General features: G+C 41.3%; 25 protein-coding genes. 11 read left to right on the top strand and 14 right to left on the bottom strand.

The genetic code is table 11. The features are described 5' to 3' along the window. Window positions 1-19 precede the first annotated feature (19 nt). The 4 genes from N482_RS10100 to N482_RS10115 all read right to left on the bottom strand — a co-directional run bounded on the left by N482_RS10100 (window position 20) and on the right by N482_RS10115 (window position 3,706). Window positions 20-988, bottom strand: coding sequence for a glutathione S-transferase family protein (locus tag N482_RS10100; RefSeq protein ID WP_063376920.1), 969 nt, complete (start codon window positions 986-988; stop codon window positions 20-22). A 146-nt stretch (window positions 989-1,134) separates the two neighbouring features. Beyond that, a complete protein-coding gene (locus N482_RS10105; protein WP_063376921.1) occupies window positions 1,135-1,551 on the bottom strand; it encodes a DoxX family protein in 417 nt (138 codons plus the stop codon). Window positions 1,552-1,870: 319 nt separating this feature from the next. Continuing rightward, window positions 1,871-2,587 (bottom strand): DUF4397 domain-containing protein, encoded by a 717-nt coding sequence (locus tag N482_RS10110; RefSeq protein WP_063376922.1) that lies wholly within the window; start codon window positions 2,585-2,587, stop codon window positions 1,871-1,873. Between the two features lie 198 nt (window positions 2,588-2,785). Continuing rightward, window positions 2,786-3,706: a hydrogen peroxide-inducible genes activator gene (locus N482_RS10115; protein WP_063376923.1), complete on the bottom strand. Its 921-nt coding sequence runs from the start codon at window positions 3,704-3,706 to the stop codon at window positions 2,786-2,788. A 299-nt stretch (window positions 3,707-4,005) separates the two neighbouring features. On the opposite strand from N482_RS10115, the gene katG reads away from it, so the two are divergent. Further along, window positions 4,006-6,219, top strand: coding sequence for a catalase/peroxidase HPI (gene katG, locus N482_RS10120; protein WP_063376924.1), 2,214 nt, complete (start codon window positions 4,006-4,008; stop codon window positions 6,217-6,219). Window positions 6,220-6,374: 155 nt separating this feature from the next. Here katG and N482_RS10125 read toward each other — a convergent pair whose 3' ends face one another. Next, complete coding sequence (locus N482_RS10125) at window positions 6,375-6,878, bottom strand: RNA methyltransferase (RefSeq protein WP_063376925.1); 504 nt, start codon at window positions 6,876-6,878, stop codon at window positions 6,375-6,377. A gap of 389 nt (window positions 6,879-7,267) precedes the next feature. Between N482_RS10125 and N482_RS24800 the strand changes: the two genes are divergently transcribed. Continuing rightward, window positions 7,268-7,432, top strand: coding sequence for a hypothetical protein (locus tag N482_RS24800; protein ID WP_155730556.1), 165 nt, complete (start codon window positions 7,268-7,270; stop codon window positions 7,430-7,432). A 285-nt stretch (window positions 7,433-7,717) separates the two neighbouring features. Here the strand turns inward: N482_RS24800 and N482_RS10130 are convergent, their stop codons facing one another. The 3 genes from N482_RS10130 to N482_RS10140 all read right to left on the bottom strand — a co-directional run bounded on the left by N482_RS10130 (window position 7,718) and on the right by N482_RS10140 (window position 9,282). Continuing rightward, complete coding sequence (locus tag N482_RS10130) at window positions 7,718-8,026, bottom strand: methyltransferase family protein (RefSeq protein ID WP_231100832.1); 309 nt, start codon at window positions 8,024-8,026, stop codon at window positions 7,718-7,720. 299 nt (window positions 8,027-8,325) lie between these two features. Beyond that, window positions 8,326-8,808: a Crp/Fnr family transcriptional regulator gene (locus N482_RS10135; protein WP_081227874.1), complete on the bottom strand. Its 483-nt coding sequence runs from the start codon at window positions 8,806-8,808 to the stop codon at window positions 8,326-8,328. A 12-nt stretch (window positions 8,809-8,820) separates the two neighbouring features. Next, the gene (locus N482_RS10140; RefSeq protein ID WP_063376926.1) at window positions 8,821-9,282 is read right to left on the bottom strand and encodes a GNAT family N-acetyltransferase; all 462 of its coding nucleotides are present in this window, start codon (window positions 9,280-9,282) and stop codon (window positions 8,821-8,823) included. 415 nt (window positions 9,283-9,697) lie between these two features. Here N482_RS10140 and N482_RS10145 point away from each other — a divergent pair, with 415 nt between their 5' ends. From N482_RS10145 to N482_RS10165, 6 genes are all read left to right on the top strand, one after another. Then, window positions 9,698-13,075 carry a methyl-accepting chemotaxis protein gene (locus N482_RS10145; RefSeq protein WP_063376927.1) on the top strand — a complete coding sequence of 1,126 codons (3,378 nt, stop codon included), beginning with the start codon at window positions 9,698-9,700 and terminating at the stop codon, window positions 13,073-13,075. 201 nt (window positions 13,076-13,276) lie between these two features. Beyond that, entirely contained in the window at window positions 13,277-13,402 is a 126-nt protein-coding gene (locus tag N482_RS25595; protein ID WP_269202111.1) for a MerR family DNA-binding transcriptional regulator, read from the top strand. Window positions 13,403-13,415: 13 nt separating this feature from the next. Next, on the top strand, window positions 13,416-13,982 hold the full coding sequence (locus N482_RS25920) for a MerR family transcriptional regulator (protein ID WP_269202112.1): 567 nt from the start codon (window positions 13,416-13,418) through the stop codon (window positions 13,980-13,982). Between the two features lie 668 nt (window positions 13,983-14,650). Then, complete coding sequence (locus N482_RS10155) at window positions 14,651-15,055, top strand: hypothetical protein (RefSeq protein ID WP_063376928.1); 405 nt, start codon at window positions 14,651-14,653, stop codon at window positions 15,053-15,055. A 27-nt stretch (window positions 15,056-15,082) separates the two neighbouring features. Beyond that, window positions 15,083-15,256, top strand: coding sequence for a hypothetical protein (locus tag N482_RS25605; RefSeq protein ID WP_231100829.1), 174 nt, complete (start codon window positions 15,083-15,085; stop codon window positions 15,254-15,256). A gap of 53 nt (window positions 15,257-15,309) precedes the next feature. Continuing rightward, window positions 15,310-15,519, top strand: a complete 210-nt coding sequence (locus N482_RS10165) for a hypothetical protein (protein ID WP_063376930.1) — start codon at window positions 15,310-15,312, stop codon at window positions 15,517-15,519. A 113-nt stretch (window positions 15,520-15,632) separates the two neighbouring features. Here N482_RS10165 and N482_RS10170 read toward each other — a convergent pair whose 3' ends face one another. Continuing rightward, window positions 15,633-15,821, bottom strand: a complete 189-nt coding sequence (locus N482_RS10170) for a hypothetical protein (RefSeq protein ID WP_063376931.1) — start codon at window positions 15,819-15,821, stop codon at window positions 15,633-15,635. A 111-nt stretch (window positions 15,822-15,932) separates the two neighbouring features. Here N482_RS10170 and N482_RS10175 point away from each other — a divergent pair, with 111 nt between their 5' ends. Beyond that, on the top strand, window positions 15,933-16,199 hold the full coding sequence (locus N482_RS10175; RefSeq protein WP_063376932.1) for a hypothetical protein: 267 nt from the start codon (window positions 15,933-15,935) through the stop codon (window positions 16,197-16,199). A 35-nt stretch (window positions 16,200-16,234) separates the two neighbouring features. On the opposite strand, the gene N482_RS10180 is transcribed toward N482_RS10175, so the two are convergent. Both N482_RS10180 and N482_RS10185 read right to left on the bottom strand, forming a co-directional pair. Further along, window positions 16,235-19,258, bottom strand: coding sequence for an FAD-binding and (Fe-S)-binding domain-containing protein (locus N482_RS10180; RefSeq protein WP_063376960.1), 3,024 nt, complete (start codon window positions 19,256-19,258; stop codon window positions 16,235-16,237). Between the two features lie 187 nt (window positions 19,259-19,445). Beyond that, on the bottom strand, window positions 19,446-20,669 hold the full coding sequence (locus N482_RS10185; RefSeq protein WP_063376933.1) for an aspartyl protease family protein: 1,224 nt from the start codon (window positions 20,667-20,669) through the stop codon (window positions 19,446-19,448). A 312-nt stretch (window positions 20,670-20,981) separates the two neighbouring features. Between N482_RS10185 and N482_RS25610 the strand changes: the two genes are divergently transcribed. Further along, a complete protein-coding gene (locus N482_RS25610; RefSeq protein ID WP_231100830.1) occupies window positions 20,982-21,149 on the top strand; it encodes a pirin family protein in 168 nt (55 codons plus the stop codon). A 316-nt stretch (window positions 21,150-21,465) separates the two neighbouring features. Then, window positions 21,466-21,660: a hypothetical protein gene (locus N482_RS25615; protein ID WP_231100831.1), complete on the top strand. Its 195-nt coding sequence runs from the start codon at window positions 21,466-21,468 to the stop codon at window positions 21,658-21,660. A gap of 140 nt (window positions 21,661-21,800) precedes the next feature. Here N482_RS25615 and N482_RS10195 read toward each other — a convergent pair whose 3' ends face one another. From N482_RS10195 to mmsB, 3 genes are all read right to left on the bottom strand, one after another. Beyond that, the gene (locus N482_RS10195) at window positions 21,801-22,331 is read right to left on the bottom strand and encodes a sel1 repeat family protein (protein WP_155730557.1); all 531 of its coding nucleotides are present in this window, start codon (window positions 22,329-22,331) and stop codon (window positions 21,801-21,803) included. A 251-nt stretch (window positions 22,332-22,582) separates the two neighbouring features. Further along, entirely contained in the window at window positions 22,583-23,344 is a 762-nt protein-coding gene (locus N482_RS10200) for an SDR family oxidoreductase (protein WP_063376934.1), read from the bottom strand. 24 nt (window positions 23,345-23,368) lie between these two features. Further along, window positions 23,369-24,259 (bottom strand): 3-hydroxyisobutyrate dehydrogenase, encoded by an 891-nt coding sequence (gene mmsB, locus N482_RS10205; protein WP_063376935.1) that lies wholly within the window; start codon window positions 24,257-24,259, stop codon window positions 23,369-23,371. Window positions 24,260-24,263 lie beyond the last annotated feature (4 nt).

Consider the following 24,263-nt stretch of genomic DNA (forward strand, 5'->3'; position numbering starts at 1 on the left):
GGGGCTCTTCAAGCCCGCATTAACGGTTGTGTGCTCGGGTGTAGTCTATCTCTGGGCCATTTGGTACCACTTGAGTTGGGTTAATCATGGTATGACTGAAGTAGTAATGGCGCTTTATATGGAAAAAATCGACCGTCTCTGCAATGCCTGAGTATTGATATAAAGCACGTACATAGTTTGAAATATGCGGATAACTTTCAATGGTGCGCTTGTTACATTTAAAATGCCCTACATACACCGAATCAAAACGGATCAAGGTTGTGAATAAACGCCAGTCAGCCTCGGTCAATGTATCCCCTACAAGATATGTATTTTCACTCAGTAGTACTTCGACTTTATCGAGCGCGTTAAACAACTTATCAAATGCAGATGAATACGCTTTTTGGCTTGTTGCAAAGCCAGTGCGATATACTCCATTGTTGATGTTTTCATAAACAAAGCTATTTATTTCATTAATTTCAGCGCGAAGATCAGCAGGGTAAAAGTCAAGCTCATTTCCCGTTAAATGGTTGAATGCACTGTTAAACATACGAATGATTTCTGATGATTCATTACTCACAATGCGCTGATGTTTTTTATCCCAAAGCACAGGAACGGTCACACGGCCACTATAATCAGCTTTGTTTTTGGTATAAATCTGATGCATAAACGCGCTTTCGAACAAGGCATCGCCCTTGCTGCCAGTTTCTTTGTCAAACGTCCAACCACTTTGTAGCATATCAGGACTAACGATAGACACATCGATATAGTCCTCTAGCCCTTTTAGCTTACGAAAAATAAGAGTACGGTGCGCCCAAGGACAAGCTAATGAGACATATAAATGATAGCGACCTTTCTCAGCTTTAAACCCAGCGTCACCACTTTGCCCTGCTTCACCATCTGCTGTAACCCAATTGCGCAGCTGTGCAGCCTCTCTCTCAAACTCACCATTGCTCGATGCAGTATCATACCAGTTGTCATGCCATTGACCATTTACTAATAAACCCATTACCAATCTCCTAACCTTCAAAATCTGAAATCATTCAAGCAGCTTTGACTAGATGCATACATTGCCTGTTTCCACCTTATGTAAAAGCCACTTCCTCAACAATGTATAGAGTGCTGCTCTAGCCAATACACCAGCACATGCGAGCATTATTGCTGTGCCAGTTTGTGGTCTACACTAAAACGCCCAGCGCCTGCTGATGCCAGCGCTAAAAAACCACCCGCCATTGCGATGTTTTTGAAAAACATAAAAAATTGCATTTGGTCAGCTAAGTTGTTGTGAAACACCAGTGCGCTGATAACACAAAACCCTGCAAATGCCAGCGCTGTTATTTGCGTCAATGCGCCAGCGAGTATGAATAGACCACCTACCAATTCGAATGCAATCACCAGTGGTAACAAAAATTCAGGTAAACCACCTGAAGCTAAGTACTGCGCATTATCTTCAAAGTATTGGGTTTTATTCATACCAGCAAGAATGAAAATGACAGATAAACCTACTCGTCCGACTAAGTTTGCAAGACTCGCAAGGCCTTCATTGTTTGAGATAATGTTTACTAATTGCATTTTTTTGCTCCTAAACTTTAACTTGTTTCTAGGCATTGCTGCCTGACTTGCCAACAAGTTTACTATCGATTAAAGAAGATAAAATTAGTTAATATAGAGCCAACCATTCTTTTAAAGAGAATGATAGTAAATAATGTTGGTCATCTTAAACTTAGATTTATACCTAGTAGGCGCTAGGCTAGCTAGGTAATTGAGAATAGAAGTGATGAGGGCTGAACAGCGCACTCAAAAGCCCGCTTGTGTATAGATATATGCAAGTGCACTACGACATAAAAGACCACCCCACTAAAAGATGGTCTTATGGTACTTTACCCTTTATTCATTGGTTCTTATTTACTTTATATGACTTAATGTTGCCTTCATTTTCGGAGGTCGAAGTGATATATGCCAATTGAATATCTCCAGCTTGTGGCGATAGCGTGGCTTTGGCTATCGGGTTTTGTGTATTTGCTCCCTGTCCGGCCTTCACAACAATAAGCTCATTGCGCTCAATCGGTAAATCCAAGTAGTCAGTGGTATCACCATACTCAAGGTTTTCTGCCACTTTTTCATCGCCCACATAGATGTCAACCTTACCCATATCAGCTACATAGGTATGAAAAATAATGACTCGATATTTACTACTAGCGATTTCGTCATCATTGATTTTGACAGCACCCAATTGTGCGGCTTGTGCAGAATCATTGTCGAGACGGCCAAACGTGTAAACAACATAATCTGCGTGCTCGGAAAAGCAAAAACGAGTAGACTCTATCGCGGTCTCAAGAGAGTTACCTTTAACACCGTAAAATGCAAAAACGTTACCATCAGAATCATCTTGCACTAACATCTTTTCATCAGATTTCTCGCCAAACAACAGGCCATTTTTATCCGTTAAAGACATTTCTTCATGTCCTTTTTCGAATTGCCAGTACACATCGACTTCGCTGTTCACTAAATTAATGGCACTAACGTCTGCTGTGTACGTGTCATCGTCATTACAACCCGCCAATACACCAACCACGACTAAAAACACTAACCCTTTGATTAAATTCATCTTCATCTCCTACAATTGTCACTGGAAAAAGTATAATCAAAGCGATATTTTCAAGTTGTTATCGAGTGTAATTATTAACTACTTTGATGTATTCAAGCGTAATGAGATAGGTGAAAAGATGAATAACATCGTAAATTTCACCTGTTTTAAATAAGCATTGTGATGTTTTAAATTGTTATGGCTGCTAAAGCATCAATGTTAAATATTGCAAAAGCTCATCGCACAGTTTTTTCTGAGCTCTTGTTCAAACAATTTTTGCAAGATTGTAATGTCATTTGTACGTACATAATTTGGCCTAACAACCAAAGAAATCGTACGATGAGGTCCTGGTTCATTGAGGTGAATAGCCACCAAATCGGATTCCCCTTTAACGAGCTGGTCCAATGCCATTTGTGGCACAAGGGTGGTACCCATTTTTCCAGCTACCATTTGAATTAATGTATGTAAGCTTGTGCTATCAAAAGAAGTATCTTTTTGGTCGTTAGATAACTTACATGCACTAAGCGCATGGTCCTTAAGGCAGTGACCATCTTTTAACAGCATAAGTTTGTCTATTTCAAACTGTTCGCTGGAAATTTCTTCAATACTGGTAGTGCATTCGTCTTTATGACTCACCCAATAAAAGTCTTCATGCCAAAAATCAAATGCCATCAACCCTTCTATTTGATAAGGCAAGGCTAAGACAGCGGCATCTAAATCACCTTGACGCAACATATCAACCAACACATGAGACTGCTCTTCAATAATTTTTAATCTAAATTCTGGGTATTGATTACGTAATTCAGGCAGCACTTTTGGGAGTAGAAATGGCCCGATTGTTGGGATCACTCCAATTTTCATAGGGCGGCATAAAGGTGCTTTACTGGTTTGGGCAAGTGTCATTAATTCGTCCATTTCTAGCTTAATTTTTCTTGCTTTGTCGAGTAGTTGCTTGCCCTCTTCGGTCACAAAGACGTGCTTGTTGTTACGCTCAAAAATGACTGTACCTAACTGCTTTTCTAATTCATGGATAGCGGTACTCAAGGTAGATTGCGACACATGGCAAGTGTCAGCAGCCTTTTTAAAATGCAATGTTTTCTCGACCGCCAGCGCATATACAATTTGTTTAAGTGATACCATCAATATATTCTTTATTTTAGATTGTTTTCTCTATCTTAATCGCAAAATCAAATAATGCACCTACTCGGGCGCTCAGAAATCAGCCTAATCCAGCTATCGATTCAAGCCAATAAAATAAATATAAATAATTTCAATTAGATACACTTAATTAGGTACTCTTCTCATGAATATTCTAAAAAACTGATGATTATCTTTAAGTTATTCAATTTTAATTCTTAAGTTTGTACTTTTAGGCTCTAAAGAGCACTCACTCAGGTGGATTACAGACAGAGCCTGAGCATTCTCATTTGGAGTTTTTTATGCGTACACATTTATTAACCTTAGCAGCAACCGTAAGCATGGCACTTTCAAGTGCCGCTAACGCATCACCATCTGCAACTCAGATAAAAACCAATCAGTTTTGGTGGCCTGAGCAACTCGATCTTAGTCCCTTAAGACAACACAGTGTCAAGTCAAACCCATATGGCGAGCACTTTGATTACCGAAGTGAATTCATCAAGCTCGACTTGGAAGCTGTAAAAGCCGATATTCAAGCCACTTTAACTGATTCGAAAGATTGGTGGCCTGCAGATTGGGGACACTATGGACCTTTGATGATCCGCATGGCTTGGCACAGCGCTGGCGTTTACCGTGTTCACGATGGCCGCGGTGGTGCAGCCGGTGGGCAGCAGCGCTTTAACCCACTAAACAGTTGGCCAGATAACGCCAATTTGGATAAAGCGAGACGCTTACTTTGGCCAGTTAAGCAAAAATACGGTAAACAACTCTCTTGGGCCGATTTGATGGTGCTCGCTGGCAATGTCTCTCTAGAGTCTATGGGTTTTAAAACCTTTGGTTTTGCCGGTGGTAGAAACGACGACTGGGAGCCTGATTTAGTTTATTGGGGCCCTGAAACAGCCTTTTTGGCCGATGAAAGACGCGATAAAAAAGGTAAGCTAAAAGGTCCACTCGCAGCTGTAGAAATGGGATTAATTTATGTCAACCCTCAAGGCCCGCATGGTAAACCAGACCCAATTTTAGCAGCTGAAGATATACGCTTATCGTTTGGTCGTATGGCAATGAATGACGAAGAAATCGTCGCGTTGATCGCGGGCGGTCATACATTTGGCAAAGCCCATGGCGCTAAAAAGCCAAACAATTGCGTAGGAAAAGAACCAGCAGCAGCGCCGACTGAACAGCAAGGGTTTGGCTGGAAAAATACCTGTGGAAGCGGCAAAGGCGCTGATACGAGTACCAGCGGATTCGAAGGTGCGTGGACAGTTACTCCAACGCGCTGGTCAACTAACTATTTAGATAACCTGATGAACTTTAACTGGGTACAGACTAAAAGCCCAGCCGGCGCAATTCAGTGGATCCCAGATAATCCTGCGGCTGCCAACTTAGTACCCGATGCACACATCAAAAACAAACGCAGCGCTCCAATTATGTTCACCACTGATCTTGCACTCAAAGAAGATCCGGCATTTCGTAAAATTGTTGAGCGTTTCCGTACCGATCCAAAAGAGTACGAGCTTGCTTTTGCTAAGGCTTGGTTCAAACTAACTCACCGAGACATGGGCCCTCGCGCTCGCTATCTTGGTAATGAGATACCAAAAGACACCTTACTCTGGCAAGATCCACTGCCCGAACAGACGGGAAAGAAAGTCTCAAATTCGGATATTAATAAGCTGAAAAAAGCCATTCGTGATACAGAGCTGAGCAATGCAGACCTAATTGAAACGGCATGGGCGGCTGCATCGAGTCACCGCATAACAGATATGCGCGGCGGCGCCAATGGCGCTAGGATCAGACTCGCTCCTCAAAATGATTGGGCAGTGAACAACCCAAGACAATTAGCCTCTGTGCTAACTACGCTGGAAGGTGTCCAATCACGATTCAACAAAAAGTCGAAACACCAGCTCTCAATGGCAGACCTAATTGTACTGGCAGGCGCAGCTGGACTTGAAGACGCTGCCAGTAGAGCTGGCTTCAAAGTATCAGTACCTTTTGCCCCTGGACGCACTGATGCGAGCCAAACGCAAACGGACATTCAGTCGTTTAGTTATTTGGAGCCAAAAGCAGATGCATTTAGGAATTACTACCATGAGAGTGCATTTATGTCTCCTACCAAAATGCTTGTAGACAAAGCAAATATGCTTGGTTTATCGGTCCCAGAAATGACAGTGTTACTAGGTGGAATGCGAGTGTTAAACACCAACACAGATGATTCCAAAACAGGCGTACTCACTCGCACACCTGGAAGCTTAAACAATGCCTTTTTTGTCAACCTTTTAGACATGCGTACTAAATGGAAAAAGTCAGATAATCAGCCGAGTATGTATCTTGGTTTTGATAGGAAATCAGGCAACAAGTTGTGGCAAGCAAGTTCGGTTGACTTGATATTTGGTTCAAACTCGGAATTGCGCGCTATTGCTGAGGTATATGCATCTCAGGACGCTAAACAAAAATTTGTTGATGACTTTGTAACAGCTTGGGTCAAAGTCATGAGACTGGACAGGTTTGATCTACAGTAGTATTTCAAGCAAAAGCCGCATCATGCGGCTTTTGCTTATAAAGGCTTAAAGTTTACACGGTCAAATATGGTAGATACCGATTTATTATAATGTGTATTGTTATGATTACATGCCGATTCAATCCACAATTACTAAACCAACCTTTGCCCGCAAACCTAACCAACAATTAGCCTATTATTGGTATCTCTACTCGACAGAACTTGGGTGGCATCAAACGAAGTCGCGCGCTTTGCCATTCGATCGTATAACAGGACATTTACCGTGGCCGCTAGGTTCATGCATCCAGTTGTTGGTACATACACAACGGCGTCTGCTGCATCTACAATACTTTGCGGCAAGCTGCCATCTTCTGGACCGAATATATAAAGCGCATCTTCTGGGTGCTGAAATTCAGGCAACGGGGTTGCACCTTCTACCAACTCAACACACACCAGAGCCCTTCCCGATATTTTCAATGAGATTAAGTCATCAACTTGCTGGATCGGAATGTGGTCGGCAATATTTTTAGTATCAGTATGATACTTAGCAGCTTTCGCATACCTATTACCATTAAAGTATACAGCCTGTGCGCCATAGCACCCCGCCGCACGTAATACGCCACCTACATTGGTTGGTGATTTTGGGTTAACCAATCCAATGGCCGAATACGACTTACTCATATTATTGAACTCTCTTGTATAGGCAGTAAAGCTGCCAAAAAATATCGACGCGCGATTGTATCATGTGCATAAGATTGTGCCAGTAAGCCAGTTCACCACAATAAGCCTGATTTGGACATAAACTGTAACAATTGGGAAATTATCTTCTCAAAAAAACCCCATCAACTCGGACGAAAACTTTAGCCAAAAAGAAAGTATATAAAACAATTCATTAAGAAATTTTATTAAAACAACCGTAATAAAATATTTCAGAATCAGACCCCGTAAAAGGAACGAAATTTAGTCCTTTTCCACCATGAGTGTAACATTTCATGTTTTTACATTGAATGTAGGCTCCCAATTCGCTAGCTTTGAAACGGTACAATTTTGTACAAATCAAGGAGATACCAATGAAATTAAAAATAAAGAAAAGCACAATAAAACACTTATCTAACAAACGTTCATTGAACCTAGATTTAACGCCAAACGTTGCAGGCGGTAAACCATTGGTCGAGACGCGTGCAGCATGCCAGTCCATTTGGGCCTGTACTAACCCACAAGCTTGCTTGTCTTAAACAAAACAAAAGCTCTTGTTAGCATACCATTTTAATGGCTTATTCAAGCGACCTTTATGACACAAGAGGTCGCTTATATGATTAGAAGATTTCTATATGCACCATGGCATATCACATTAACAATAACGAATCGAACTTTAGATAACATCGCAAGGCAATTAGACTTGGTTTTCTCAACACTATTCATCATGTAGTGAGATAGCTATGGCGAAAGGAAAAACAAATGTTAATCAGCGAGTCAAAACATCATGCTTTATTGGATTGTACCTTGCGTAATTGAGCCACCTACATCCAGCGTCTAACGTTACGACAATAAGCTTGGTATTGTTCTCTAAATTTTTCGAACATCATTCGTTCTTCAAAGCGAATATACCAACGATCGGATACGAGTACGAATAACACAACAACCCCCAAAGACAACTCATTTGCTCCTAAAAGCAGGAAAAGCCCTAATAATGATATTACAAACCCCAAATACATTGGATTACGTGTGTACCTAAATACACCTTCCACCACAAGTTTATTTGGCTCATCAAATGTCATTACGTTGGTTCCTACACGAGTGAATAGACGCTTTGCTTGCACGGATAACATCAAACCTAAAAAAGCAAGCCTATTAAGTTAAATGGAAATACAAGAGTGTGTGAGAGTTCAAACCACCAGCAAATTGAACTCATAGTAACAAGCGTCAAAATAAATAAAACGGGGGGAAGTAACTTTTGCATTTTTTTGCTCCTTGAAATAACGAGCAGTTTATTGTTTAAGTTACTGGCTGACCTTAACCTATGTTAAGCCCATTTTATTTCTTATTCTGGATAAGCTGACATCCGTTATCCCTAAATACATAGCAACTTGGTTGAGGGCAATATGCTGAGCCTGCTCACCAAAGTCATCTAAAACTGCTGATATCTCTGCTGACCACTTAAAAGTAATAACCCTGCTTCTCGCTTTTCTTTTTTCAAAGCTAACCGTTCGTAGACTTTACGCACATGCTCTCTCCAGTTTAAGTTCGTTCTGGAAAGCCCGAGCAATCGCTCGTAAGATATCGACGCCGTTATACAAGTGGTTAAAGCCTGTGCATAAAATGGGCTTGGTTGACGTTCAATCAATGAACCTATGCTTGTGAAAGCGCCTCCCTGTTTTACAAGTGATTTATTAAACTCTTCACCTTGTGCGTCAATATAATAGTACCACCCAACGCCAAAAATGAGAAAATACACTTCAGAAACAATATCTTGGCAACGAAATATATGGGCTTTAGACGCATGCTCGTTAAACTTAAAATGTTTAAACGCGCTGTCTAACTCTTGCTCATCAAATGGTAAAAAAGTCGTGAGTATCGACTGTAATAACTGTCTGTTTTTGACTTCTTCCATGCGATGTTCAACTCAACTTTGCGTCACTGTCAGTGGATTATTCTTTACAAATAAAAGCGTTTCATGGTCATAGATTTCATTGCACCAGTGATGCTTGCTCAATATCAAATCAGGCGCTGTGCTCTGTTCTTTCACACGAGCAAAACCAAGTTTTTCATAAAACTCAGCAAGGTGAGAAAATGGCAAACAATACACTCGCTGAAAATTATTAGCATTTTCAACCAAGAATGAAGCGAGCTTAGCGGCAATACCCACTCCTCTAAAATCTGGGTTCACATACATCCCGCCTAATTCAGCATCCTTATCTGATAAAGTCTGAACTCGCCCCACACCTACTTTTTGCCCATCGATAACAGCAATTGCGATTAAATCATGTTCAGGGTTTGAGAGTTTAAAACTAATTCGCTGATATTGCTCATTGACCCAATGAATTTCCTCTTGCTTTGCTATTCTAATCGTGACCTCGTGACTCATTGCATTTCGCTCCTTAAAACATCCTAATGTTTGAATATCATAGGCTTATGATAAATACCAGTAGTTACACAAGTGCATGAAAATTTACATATTGATTAGTTTTGAAAATGCGGTAGCGCGATTTACTGTTAACCGATGAAAAACACATTTGTTTCAGCTAATTGAAGTACTTGTCAAAAACAAAACAGGCGCTAAATCAAGCCTCTGTAAACGCAGTAAATAACACTTATCAACCTGTAAACATTGATGTTTTCATGAGCTTTTGCATTGAGTTCACCTTGCTTTACTTTCTCCTGTATACATTCATGCATGACATATTTTGGCAATAATGAAACGCATTGTTATTTAGCTTCTATACTTGTGTCAGGACTTTTGATATTTCTCGCTACACCAGCGTCTTAAGGGAATTTTGAACATGGTTAATTCAGCCCGATTCAATCTGCTATCTACATTAAGATCTAAACTTATTGCAGCTTTTTCTGCCGTTATGGTCACTCTGGCTATTATCGGTTTAATTTCTTTCTTTGCTTTAAAAACCGCATCAGATGGCTTTAAGGACTACCGTGAACTTGCTCGCGACAGCAACCTCGCAGGTATTTTGCAGTCAAATATGCTAATGGTTCGCATGAATGTGAAAGACTTTTTGTTGACTGGTAGTGATAAAGATATACAGCAGTACAGCCAGTACTTTACACAAGTAGAAAAGTTGCTAGGAGACGCAAAGCGCGAAATTAATAAGCCCGAACGTGCCGCAATGGTAAAAGAGCTTAGTAAAGAAATTACACAGTACAATCAAACGTTTGAAGTTATCAAAGCATATAGAGTACAACGAGATGAGCTCGTGAATGGGCAGCTGAACGCGCTCGGCCCACAAATGGAGCGTGAATTAACAAAACTCATGTATAGCGCCTCTGAGAGTAATGATACACAACTCGCCTACCTGACAGGTGTCGCAATGAGAAACTTGCTGTTAGCGCGCCTATATGTAATAAAGTATCTTGAGAGTAACGATGAAAGTGCTGACCAAAGAGTCAGACAGGAGTTCTCTCAATTTGAACAACAAATGGACAGAATTGAGCTTTTGACCACCTCTAATGCAAGCAAGCAAATGATTGGTCAAATCAGGTCTATGGAGTCTGGGTACAAACAAGCATATCAAAGCGTTCACGATATTATCGTAGATCGAAATGACAAAGTGACCAATACGCTAGACGTGATTGGACCGCAGTTCGCCAAATTGGTTGATGACTTAAAGCTGTCTGTTAAAGCCGATCAAGACGCGCTCGGCCCAAGGTTAAAATCAGACAACGCATATGCCGTTAATAAAATACTAGTGACCTTTGCAATCGCACTGCTTTTAAGTGGATGCGTGGTCTTTATTTTAACCCGCAATATTATGGCGCAATTGGGGAAAGATCCTAATGAGTTAGAGCAAATTGCAATGGCAATCGCTCGCGGTGATTTAGACCTGAAATATGATGAAAATACACCGAAGGGGGTATTCAAGTCTATGCTATCGATGCGCGATAGCCTGCGTCAAGGTCGTGAAAAAGAGCGTGAGGAAAAGCGAATTGCAAGTTCAAATGCGCGAATTAAAAGTGCTCTGGACAATGCCAGTGCTTGCGTCATGATAGTCAACAACGATGGTAAAGTGACTTATTTAAATGATGCCATCAACACTATGTTTAAAGCGGCCAGCCGAGATATCTGTATTTTGAATCCGAGCTTCGACTATACCAAAATCATCAACACCCCTTTGAGTAAGCAATTGCCTTCATTCGCCGATATAGAAAAACAACTTCAACAATTAGCTGAAGCTTTTGAAGGGGAATTCGAAATAGCAGGGAGAACCTTTGCCTTAGTTGCAAGTCCCGTTGTTGTTGATGGTCAAACGGTCGGTTTGGTATATGAGTGGGAAGACAAAACAGATTGGCTATCAAACGAGCGAGAAAAAGCCCGTGTCGCTTCTGAAAATGCTCGTGTTAAATACGCTTTAGACGGTTCATCTGGGCAAGTGATGATAACCGATGATAAATATCAAGTGATTTATTTAAACGCTGCTTTAGAACACATGTTTGTTACTGCTAGCGCAGATATCATTAAGGCATTACCAGAGTTTAACCCGGCTGAAGTCAAGAACCAGTCCCTTACCCACTTCTTTGACCACTTCTCGCAACATTTAGCCGAGTATGATCAATTAACCGCCAGTCATGAGAGTGAATTTGTGATTGCCGGCAGAACATTTTCCATTGTTGCCAGCCCTGTAAATGTCGAAGGCAAACGGGTCGGTACGGTTATCGAGTGGCAAGATAAAACTGAGTGGCTGGTACTTGAAAAAGAAAAGTCACGTGTTGCATCTGAGAATGCTCGAGTTAAGTATGCTTTAGACAGTGTATCTGGCAATGTCATGATCGCCGACCCTGAATTAAATGTCATTTATGCAAATAACGCGCTGCAAGACATGATGGACGAGTCAGAGCGCGATATTCGTGTGCATGTTGGCCACTTTAGCGCAAATGAATTGATTGGTTTTGGCATACAAGACTTTTACCTTGAGCCAGACCAACAGAAGCTTGTATTTGAAAACTTACAAAATACCCATCGAAGCGTGGAACATATTGGTAACAAAGTGTTCGCGTTAACAGCCAACCCAATTGAGGTAGATGGACAACGTATCGGCACAGTACTTGAGTGGGTTGACCGCACCGCCGAAGTCAATATTGAAAAAGAAATAGATAAAATAGTACAAGCTGCGTCAAAAGGCGATCTTAGCAAAAAGATCGACCTATCTGGTAAGTCAGGATTCTTTGGTAACCTAAGCCAGGGGTTAAATGGTCTTTTAGATACGGTTGAAGTAGCCCTCGATGATGTCATGCAGATGCTTGGTTCACTGGCTCACGGAGACTTATCAAAGCGGATCACCAATGATTATCAAGGTAAGTTTGGTAAGCTCAAAGAAGATACTAACGCCACCGCAGACAAGCTCACTGAAATTATTTCAAGCATACGCACATCAGCAGGCAGTATTTCACAAAGCGCAAACGAAATTGCGCAAGGCAATATGGATCTAAGTCAACGTACGGAAGAACAGGCCTCAAGTCTTGAAGAGACTTCAGCGAGTATGGATGCAATGACAGATAGTGTAAAACAAGGTAGTAAACGTGCCGAAAGTGCCAGTGAATTGTCGATGGAGGCTGAACAACGCGCCGAACAAGGTGGGCAAGTCGTAAACTTAGCAGTGACAGCTATGAAAGAGATCAGTGACTCAAGTAAGGAAATTTCGGAAATTATTGGTGTTATTGATGAAATTGCATTCCAGACCAATTTATTGGCACTCAATGCTGCTGTAGAAGCTGCAAGAGCTGGCGAGCAAGGAAGAGGGTTTGCTGTCGTAGCAGGTGAAGTGAGAAACCTTGCACAACGCTCATCAGAGGCAGCAAAGGAAATTAAGGAGCTTATTCGTGATAGCCAAACTAAAGTAGAAGAAGGTACGTCTTTAGTCAATAAGTCTGGTGAAACCTTGCTAGAAATAGTCGAGTCTACTTCCAAAGTTCGCGCGATGATGCAAGAACTTGCAGTGTCAGCTAGACAGCAGTCCGAGGGTATCGTCCAAGTAAACAGCGCAGTTACTCAAATGGATGAAATGACACAGCAAAACGCAGCCCTAGTCGAAGAGGCCTCAGCTGCTGGACAGTCGATGGCCGACCAAGCTCTCAACATGAATAAAACCATGGACTTTTTCACCCTAGAAAATAACACCACTGGCACGGGTCTAGCTCACATTGCCTATTAGTTCATTTACCCGCGGCCAACATTTGCGCTGCGGGTACTCATTCTAAAAGATGATTACTTTCCTAATGTCCCTATCAAACAAGTGAGTCTTGACCTGCCTACAACTTTATAGTCTAAAGTTCAATCAGTAGCGTACCTTCAATAATAAATGGGGGGAACTTAGCCTTTGGCCCTACTCTCCCCCAATGAAGGTGTGCTTGGTATGTACAAAATATCTGAACTCGCTAAACAAGTTGGTATATCTAGAACCGCCTTGCTGTATTACGAGAAACAACAACTAATATCAGGCCAACGGTCTCGAAAATGGTTATCGTGTTTATACACATAAAGATGTACAACGGGTGCGTTTAATCCAGCAGTTACTCGCTGGCGGCTTAACCCTGAAAGAATGCAAAGCATGTCTTGAAACAAAGCTAGATAAAGCCATTTTGAAAAGTCGCCTTAACGCACTTGATAGAGAGATTGAACAAAAACAACAGTCACGAAACTTGCTTGCAGCACTGTTAAGCGAAGGAGAATTAAAGACATGGCATGAAAAGCTAAACAAAGTCGCACCAGACATACACACAGATTGGTTGATAAACCAAGGTTTTGAAGAAAAGGAGGCACTGCACCTGAGGTGGTTATCAAAAGATATGAATGAACATGACAAATATATGGCTGATTTTATGCGTGTTTTCCAAGGCCTTGAACGTTGGGGGCCAGGAAGTAAACAAGATACGTTAAAAGCCTTTAAAAAAGTGCCAAAACCAGTTCAACAAATTTTAGAAATAGGCTGCGGTAAAGGCCAAGCGACTCGAGTCCTAGCTCAAAATTGTAAAGCCCATATTACCACGATAGACAACGAACAATCTGCGCTCGATGCGGTATCGGAAGCTTTTGCATCGTCAAACAAGACGGAGTATTAGCATGACTGAACTTGACTATCCGAATGAGTACTTTGACCTGATCTGGTCGGAAGGTAGCGCATATATTATGGGAGTAGAAAATGCCTTACGCCGCTGAAAGCCTAATTTAATTAAATCGGGAGCCCTAGTATTCAGCGAATTAGTTTGGCAAACAGATACTCCTAGTGACAAATCGATAGCCTTTTGGCAAAAAGAGTATCCAGATATTCAAACTGTTTCTAAAAGAGTAAATCGGATTAAAAATAGTTAGTGACTTCCCTCTAAGCATCAAGGCTTCGGAAAATTATTATGAGCCTTTGCGAAAACGAGTGCAAGCGCTCAATGCGAATGGACTGAGCGTCAAAGCATATGACGACATTGATTACGAAATTGATATTTGCACACATTATGCAAATGAATTTGGATATCGTATGCTCGTGCTTCAAAAGCTTTAGCTATTCTCAATAATACATTTTGGTGCGGCATAGTTCGAACAAGCATCAAAAGCATTCATGTACGTAATAATCCCAAAGGCATGCCTTTGTTGCGACTCTTTAATCGCCCAATGTTAAAAAGCACACCGTACACCTAGCAGTTCTTTTCCAATAGGTAACCTTATGAGAGAATTTATAAAATAAAATGTTAACATAAATGAGAGTGCCATTTAAAAAATTATATATGTATCGATTATGAAGACTGTAAAGCTCTTATCTTTAATTATTATCTCCCTCCTATTCGTGCTGGTATTTTTTCACCAAAAGGTCATCTCGTTAACTCTATTACCGCAATATACTGGCTGGGCCCATACCATTGAAGAACAAGGCCTGAAGGTGGGTATTGGACTATCTGAGCAAGAACAAGCCCGCGCGAAAGAAATTGGTATCAAGTACCCGAAAAAAGTTAAAACTGTTTATGTTGAAGAAGTTACTTTCCCCTATGAACACTTTGCTCTAAAGACACTTGGCGAAACACTGGGATTTATAGGTGAAGGGGTTATCAATAATGCGCAAGTATTTGGCTACACGATATATGTCAGAAATGACTTGGATTCAAATAAACCCAAATTAGCTCATGAACTTGTTCGTGTACTATAAATGGAAAGAATGGGGCTGGATAATGTCGTGACTCGACATTTTTCTGTTCTTACTCAATACGGCTATAACAGTGCGCCCATAGAAGTGGAGGCGTTTGAAGCCAATAAAAAAATATGGCCAAGACTGGTGAACCGATTTAATACACCAAACGCCATGACTAGTGTACTTGCGGACTTAGCACACTGCGACCGCGCTAGCTAAAAATACATAACCACTGTAAACACGACTAGCTTATACACAAGGAGCATCACCAAATGAAAATGTTACTAACTAGAAATGTAATCAGGTTTTTAGCCATATTTCTTGCATTCCCACTTTGGGTAATTACAACTGTTATGTTATTCATAATTACGATTGGAGAATATAAAGGCGCGTATACTTGGGCACTTGTCACGGGAGCATTTATTGGCGCTTTGAGTTTCTCTTATATTGCAGTAACAGGCCACTCCAAAAACCCTCTTTGAGTGCCCAGTCCGTATTCTACAATTGAGATGAAAACCGTGCGCCCGAGCGCGGCAAGCCTAGGTATATCAAGTTGACGCAAATATCTTTGTGCTGACATGTACTGGGTGACAAGTTAATCCTTGGTCACTTTACCCATTATCTCTTTTTGGGATACGCCAATCTGAGCTATTAACAAAGCAGCACCAATCAGTGTAAACCCTTTGAGGAAATGCGCCTGTTGCAAAGCGCGTACGACTTCGAGTTCTGCATAAAGCACCTCGTATCCATGCACAACAAGAGTCACTGGTAGTAAGAAAAGCACCAACAGCCACCTGCCAACTCAACAATACCTGAGACCCAAATTAAAGTTACTTTGTATGGAACAGTTTGTGGTATTAAATTTAAATAATAAGGCACATTCGTAAAGTGAGTAATGCCAGAAAGCAAAAACAACGACGTAAATAGAAAACGAGCGAAGGTATTAATAGGCATATTTAGGTTCATGGTGGTTGATGGAATTGCGATAGCCTTAGTTACGTTACTCATTCCGATATTTTCAAAATTAGATCACAAAGCAAAAGCCGAGACGCAAAAGGTCCTAGGTGTCGCACAGAGTATACATTTAACGCATCTAAAAGATGATATTTATATAGATAAGGACTGCGCTGAATATAAGCTACAACGTCTAAAAACTAAGTGACGCTTAATCAAAAAGTCTGGCGGCCATAAGGACGCCTATGAATGAACAGACGATATGTGTGCTGCAAGATATTCAACGGGGTGTTTAGGTTTAACCCCTTCAAAGCGCTTTACTTGGCTTCGGCATGAAAAGCCTGTCGCAATAATAACCTGTGACTGAACATGTTTTTCCCATGACATTTCGTAAAGCTGGCGAGAAGCAGATTGATTTTTCGACTCATGTCCAAATGTACCCGCCATTCCACAGCACCCGACATTCGGTGCAGTTAGTTCAACACCTAATTGCTTAAAAATAGACTGCCAAATCGAAGTGGACGATCTTGGGTTAGTCTCTTCAGTGCAATGAGAAAGCAATGTTATTGCACCAGAGCTGCCTTTTAACTCAAGACTCGATAAATCTTGTCGCTGTATCCACTCATGGATGGTTAGAACTTCAAAGGTTCCCCGCTCTGTGTCAGATAGCACCTTGCGATATTCGTCCTCATAAACAAACACAAGTGCCGAATCAAGCCCGACCATTGGAATATTGAGCGTTGACACTTGCTGTAAAAATGCACTTGTTTTCGTAGCGGTCGCCTTAAACTGCTTCAAGAACCCCTTAACATGCTGTGTCTTTCCATTTGGGTGGTACGGTAACAGTACAGCTTGTTTACCTAGCTTATTAATCAATTTAATCGCTGATTCAAGCAACTCGGCCTCATAAAAACGGGTAAATGGGTCTGACACTATCAACACAAATTGGTTTCTTTGCTGCTGACTGAGTTTACTTAGTGAAGCAAAATCAAATTTGAGTGCATTTGGTTTATGCTTACTCAATAGTGGTAAGTCTTGATATCCGACAACGTTCTTGACCAGTGAATTCGTAAATTTTGCGCCGATTATTGGGTTCAGTAGGGATGCAAATTTAGACATGACCGGTAGCAAGCGCTCAATATTGGCGACCAAATGGTCTTTTGTTGACCGCCCATACTTTTGATAATACAAATCTAGAAAGTAAGCCCTCGCATTAGGAATATCGACTTTAACCGGACACGCACTGGCGCAGGCTTTACATGCTAGACAAGTATCCATTGCTGCTTTTACTTCATGGTTTAGCTTTTTCAATACTCCCGCTTCTGAAATCTCCACTTTGGGCATGTTCGAATTTGAGTCATAGTAGCCCGAGCTTAGCTCAGGCAGTTCAACCCCTTGCAGCCCTTGCTGTCGAACCCACTCTTTAAACAATGTCGCTCTGCCTTTTGGAGAATCTCTTCTGTCGTTGGTGACTTTGTATGAAGGACACATCTGGGTCGTTTCAGAATAATTAAAACAAAGTCCATTCCCATTGCAATTTAAAGTATCTTGGAAACTTGTCTTGATGTAAATGGGGACTAACGCATCATAACGGGCCCTCAAAGGGCCATTAACCTTGGCAAGTCCAGTATTATTATTCAGTGGTGTACATATTTTGCCTGGATTCAATTTGTTACGTTTATCAAAAATAGTTTTTATTTTTCGTAACTCTAAAAATAATTCTGAACCAAAAAATTCAGGGCCATACTCACTGCGATACCCTTTACCATGCTCCCCCCAAAATAACCCTCCGTACTTTTTGGTCAGCAGTGCGACTTTATCCGAAATCGGCTTGAGCAAAGCCTGATGGGAGGCATCACATAAGTCTAGTGCAGGACGGACGTGTAATACCCCTGCATCGACATGACCAAACATGCCATATGTTAAATTATGAGAGTCTAACAGTGCTCGAAATTCAGTTATAAAATCCGCGAGACTCTCGGGAGGAACAGCGGTATCTTCAACAAATGCGACAGGCTTTCTTGCGCCTTTACTATTACCCAATAAACCCACTGCTTTTTTACGCATTGCGTATATTTTTAGAATGTCAGTCTTATTTGTGGTGATCGAGTATGATAAAACGCCCGATTGCTTATTTGCGATGTGCGAGTCTAGTTGGGTAGTTAAAGCCTCCACTTTTTCTTCGATGCCTTTTTTTTCAGAACCATTAAACTCCACCATATTTAGACCATCGGATGTAATATGTGCGGGAGTTTCTAAAAAGTCCGATACGCTGCGCCAAACCATATCTTCTCTCGCCAAGTTCAGGACTTTACTATCTACAGTTTCTACTGAAGTCGATTTTGCGCTAACCAAAAATGGGGAGTGCCTAAGCGCTGAATCAAAATTGTCGTAATTAATATTTACCAACGTTTTGTATGGCTCAATCGGTAAAATATTGAGTTTCGCTTCCGCTACAACTGCCAGTGACCCCTCACTGCCAGCAATAATACGAGTTAGATCAAACGACGTTAGATCATCACTAAATACATTTTTAAGGTCATACCCTGTCAAAAACCTGTTTAAATTAGGAAAAACAGACAGGATTTTATCTCTATTTTTTTCGCAGCTAGTGAGGACGGTATTTAATATTTTCCCTGCTCTATCGTCTTTCTTGGCACTTTCCTTCGCTTGTTTTGTTGTGGTTTCTTGCGTATCTAGTTCAAAGCCATCAGGTAAAAAGCACTTCAACGCTAAAAGGTGGTCACTGGTTTTTCCATAAACTAAAGAACCTTGTCCAGAAGCATCTGTGTTGATCATGCCTCCGACCGTCGCACGATTACTAGTTGATAAGTCAGGCGCGAAGAAAAAACCGTACGGCCTTAAAAAATCATTTAGCTGATCTTTAATTACACCAGCTTGGACCCTCACCCACCTTTGCTCAGTGTTAATCTCCAAAATACCGCGCATATGACGAGACAAGTCGATGATAATACCACTCGTAAGTGATTGGCCATTAGTGCCTGTGCCTCCTCCTCGCGGACCAAAATACAGTTCGCTAAACTCAGTTCGCTCAGAAAGAGACAGTGCCATTTGAATATCTGAATTCGATTTAGGAAAAAGCACAGCCTGCGGTATTTCTTGATAAATACTGTTGTCTGTTGAGTGCACCACTTGAGTTGAGTACCTGGTATCGACTTCTCCCTTAAACCCCTGATCGATCAGTGTATCGGTAAATGCTTTAACTGTATTCTCAGCAAGGACACTTGCTACTTTTTCTTGACCCATGCCTTTTTGCGCCCCACAAAATGATATAATATAACATACCATAAGATATATGGTAGCTTGCCTAGGGTCTCGCTTAGTTCTACTAATTTAGCAAAAATGGGCGGCAGGTACCTGTCTCTACCGCTCCTAATTGAGTATGTAATAAAAATTGAAATCTATTTCATGATATTGGACTTGAATGAGGCTTCTACCACTGACTATACCCTTCAATATTTTTTGCAAGCAGCTCGAAACAAAGATTGTCTCTGGCAATACATAATCGATGTTCGCCCTCGGTCGCTGACAATGCTAACCACTCCTTTTGTGCCAACTCGCTCGCATTCACGCCATTAAAGCTAAGTACTTCATCACCCACCTGAATGCCAGAGCCAAACGCAGCCATATCAGGCATGACATAACGCACTACAAACGCACCGTTTGTCAGCTTTCTAAGCTCCATCCCCAATAAATTGTACTTCGCCTTAAAACTCTTATTTTCGTATGGGTTTAAATGTAGCTTTAAATTGTGGTAATCAATTACATAACTAAAATGGTTTAAAATAGAGCTGCCGATAACGGACTTTCCATCATCACCGCCCTCAATGAAATTAGTTTTGACATTTTTTAACGTTAAGTCTGAGATTTGTAATTTTGGGATAGTGCCACGTTGATGAATTGTTTGGCCACTCAAACCAAAATCTGAACCTGTAACCGTTTTGCCCCTATATGCATGCCCCGCATCACGAACAAAATAGTTATTTAGTTTAAAGTAGTGTCGACTCCCCGTATCCAAAACGACTTCTTGCTCCATCGTTTGGTTACCTCCTAAATCAATTTTACTATCAAGGTACAGCTTGCTCAGAAAGATCCGCATTGGTATGGATACGCCCGCATACTCAGCATTGTAAGCATTACTAGAGATCTCAATCGTGCCTGCTCTGGGGTCAATATGCCAGGCAAAATGTTTTAATATGTCGTGTCCAATAACACCGTCATACACAGCCTCATCTGGCCTCAAAAAGTACTCGCTTTTTGTTACTAGCATGTACGCAAAGCTAACATCATTGAAGTGAACATCACCTAGCTTGATACTCTTTACATCAGTTTGAAACCCATAAGAATTTTCGCCATCTCCCCAGCCTCCCAGTTCCAATGAGTAACCTTCTTTTAGTCCGAGCCTTTTAACTTTTTCCGAGTCCTTTAAAATCGATACTGACGCGCCAGTATCTAGCATCATTTTAAACCCCTGAATGCCATTGATTGACATGTACACATAGGGTTTAAGCCCCGTGTCTGCTTGCAACTGAGTTTTGTTTTTTTGAGCTTGCCACTGCGGTCTGATGTCATCATTCTCATACTTGAGCCGAACGTAGTTTGCGACACTGCAACCACTCAAAGTCATTGTACATAGCAAAGTGAAAAGTAACTTCATAACACATATCCTTTTAACTATCGTGTGCAGTCACGTTACTAAGTCTTATGTGAAAAAAACGTCAAATCGGCTGGTCCTTGCTTTGTTATTTTTAAAAAAACTCTCAAAAATAGAACTTTCTATCCAATTTTTGCTTTTTTACGCTCAAAAAATCTGATACTAAAATAAACCCATAATCATTGACGTGTATTGATTTTATACGAGGAGAAAATCTGTGGCGCAGTTACTAACAGCAAGTCTACATTGGCGGCATTGAGGTTGATCGCCTATTACCCCACATGAAAAAGCAGATGGTGGGACCATTTATCTTTTTTGACCACATGGGCGCTAGCCACTTTCCTCAAGGGTAAGGTATTAGAGGTACAACCTCACCCTCACGCAGGGCTATCAACCTTGACTTATCTTATCAAGGGCAGCCTAATGCATCGAGACTCTCTGTGCAACCATATTGAAATCACGCCCGTGATGCAAATTGGATGACTGCTGGCAAGAGGATTGTGTCCACTCAGAGCAAGAATGCTTTGAAACACGAGGAAAGCCCCACACCATTAATGGCCTACAGTCGTGGATTGCCCTACCCGAAAAATACGCTGACATTGCGCCTAGCTTTGAACATGTTGGCATACATACATGTGTAGCTACTGGTAAAAGATGGTGTCATGAAACGCGTGATTACGGGACAAGCTTATGGAGTGACGCCGCCAATCAAAACATACTCCCCAGTGTTTTATGTGGATCTGATAACAACTAAACATAACACATTAGAATTACCCAGTAATACTCAGGAGACCGCTATATGCCTTATTTTTGGGCAATTAGAATTGAAGGTAACGTTTACAAACCGGGGGACTTGGTCCTATTAGATGATTTAAGTAGCGAAGTAAAAACTTTAGAAGACTCAAAGGTGATTTTGCTCGGCGGTGATAAATGGGAGGTAGTCCCTTATATATACTGGAATCTTGTGTCTTTCAGCAAAGAACGTGTTGAATAGGCCAAATTAGATTGGCAAAGCGTCGTTTTCCAGAGATTCCATATGACAACTTAGAACTTGTCCCTCTACCTACAAGGAAATAAAAAGACTGATTAACGACCAGCAAAAGTAAAGTCATTTGGTATAAAGTGGCGTTATCTTCATTGAAACGAGGATAAATTGAGCTGAGATTCATTAAGGTATAGTGGATATACCTTAATGATTTTATCCTCTTTGGTACACATCATAACAACTTTCATAGAGGTGCTCGTTTGGGTTCTCCTACAAGACACAAATTGTGCCTTCATGCCAAATTTTTGCTTGTAATCAGCCACCACAGTATCAATCTTAGCTCTCATTTGCGGTGTAGCTTTGGCATACAATGCTTCGTAAAAGTCTACCCACTCGGTAATGCCCGACGCAGCGGCAACGCCTAACCAGCCCATACCAATCAAAGTAGACTGTTCAACATGCTGGCCTTTTAAAAACATGAAAGCCAAATAATATTGCGCATCTTTATAACCCCAAGTGGCAAGCTCACCCAGCTCTTCAAACGCGCTGGCATACTGCCCTTGTTGATAGAGTTTGATCCCATTGCGCTCTTGCTTGTGGATTGCATCGATATCTTTAATGATGGCTCTATTCGACTGGCAAGCAGGTAATACCACAGCGATTAATATGATGATGAGCATTTTATACATGATAGATATGAGGGTTGTGCTCAACTTTTAACATAAAAGCCATGTTACATCAGTCCATACAAATTAAAACTTTTAATTATAGATAGTTAGGAATGGACAACTGAAATAAAAAAGCGGCGGGACACACCCCCACCGCTTTATTCTACACACTCTCTTCTTTCGAAGATAAAGGAACATAAGTATGCGAATCCTTTGAATACTAACGATATTTTATTACAAAATAACGAAGATATTAGATATTTTTAAAGTCTAATGCCACCGTCGATTTCAACAACACGACCAGTGAAAAACTCATTTTCAATAATATATTGAGCAGTATGTGCAATTTCTTGCGTTTCGCCCAAGCGGCCTACAGGTTTCATTTTAACCAAACGCTCTTTCGCTTCAGGTTTCATTGCATCGGTCATCTTAGTGCGAATAACACCTGGCGCAATTGCACCAACTCTAATACCGTAGCGACCCAGTTCTTTGGCCCACGTAGTCGTCATAGCCACCACGCCAGCCTTTGCTGCAGAGTAATTAGTTTGGCCGATATTTCCTGCACGCGCCACACTAGACATGTTAATAATCACGCCGCCTTGATCTGCCTCAATCATTTTTACAGCAGCCTCTCTGCCGCACAAAAATACGCCCGTTAGGTTTACATCCATCAATGACTGAAACTGCTCTAGAGACATTTTATTTACGACTTCGCCCTCTTTGACTTTTACAAATAAGCCATCACGTAAAATGCCCGCATTATTGATAAGCACTGAAAGAGAACCAAAATCATCAACGATCTTGTCGAAGACCTCTTCCACATTGCTCTCAATACTTACGTTTGCAACATACGTTTTAACGGTTACATCAAATTGGCTCAGCTCTTCTACCGCTACTTGCAAAACTTCTTCTTGCATATCAACCAAAGCAAGGTTAGCGCCTAAGCTTGCCATCTTATGTGCCATAGCAAGACCTAAACCTTGCGCGCCCCCAGTAATAACAACCGTTTTATTTTCTACATTCATAATTAATTTTTAAACCTTTACGTTTTAAGACTTTTCAGAGAAAAGTTTAAATATCGCACTGAAATCTTCTGCCCCTTTGCCTTGGTTTTGCATCAGGTTGTAAAGATTTTTTGCAAGTGCGCCCATTGGGGTGGCTGAATTTTTCTGCTGAGCTGCTTGCATTGCAAGTCCTAAGTCTTTTGCCATCAAATCCACCATAAAGCCCGGTTTGTACTCATTTGAAGAAGGAACATTGTCCAGTACATTCGGGCATGGGTTATACACTTCAAGTGTCCAATTGCGCCCAGAGCTATTAAGCATTATTTCGCTTAATACTTTGGGGTCTAAGCCGTGATCTACACCCATTTGGAGTGCTTCGCTGGTCCCTGCCATTAAAATTGACAGCAGCATGTTATTACAAATTTTTGCGACTTGCCCGGCACCGATATCTCCAGCATGATAGATATTTTTACCCATATCCTTCAACACTGTGTGCGCTTTAGCAAAATCTTCGTCGCGTCCACCAACAATGAAAGTTAACGTCCCAGCAGCAGCTCCGGCCACACCCCCAGACACTGGTGCATCAACAAAAGATACACCCGCATTTGCTAGCTCTTTACCAACAAACTGGGCTGATTCTGCATCTATTGTTGAGCAGTCAATAACCAGTGCCGACTTACTAAGGTAGTTGATTAATCCATCTTCGCCAGTATAAATTGAGCGAACATGTTTTCCAGCTGGAAGCATGCTGATCACAAAGTCTGCATCTGTACAGGTATCTGAAACTTTTGAAGCTGCACTCGCACCTTGTTCAACTAGTTGATTTACAACTTCTTCGTTAAGGTCAAATACCGTTACTTGATGACCTGCTTTAACCAAATTTGCAGCCATTGGGCCACCCATGTTGCCAAGGCCAATAAATCCTACTTTTGCCATTTTT

Origin of the sequence: Pseudoalteromonas luteoviolacea NCIMB 1942, assembly GCF_001625595.1 — a bacterium.
GTDB lineage: Bacteria > Pseudomonadota > Gammaproteobacteria > Enterobacterales > Alteromonadaceae > Pseudoalteromonas > Pseudoalteromonas luteoviolacea_A.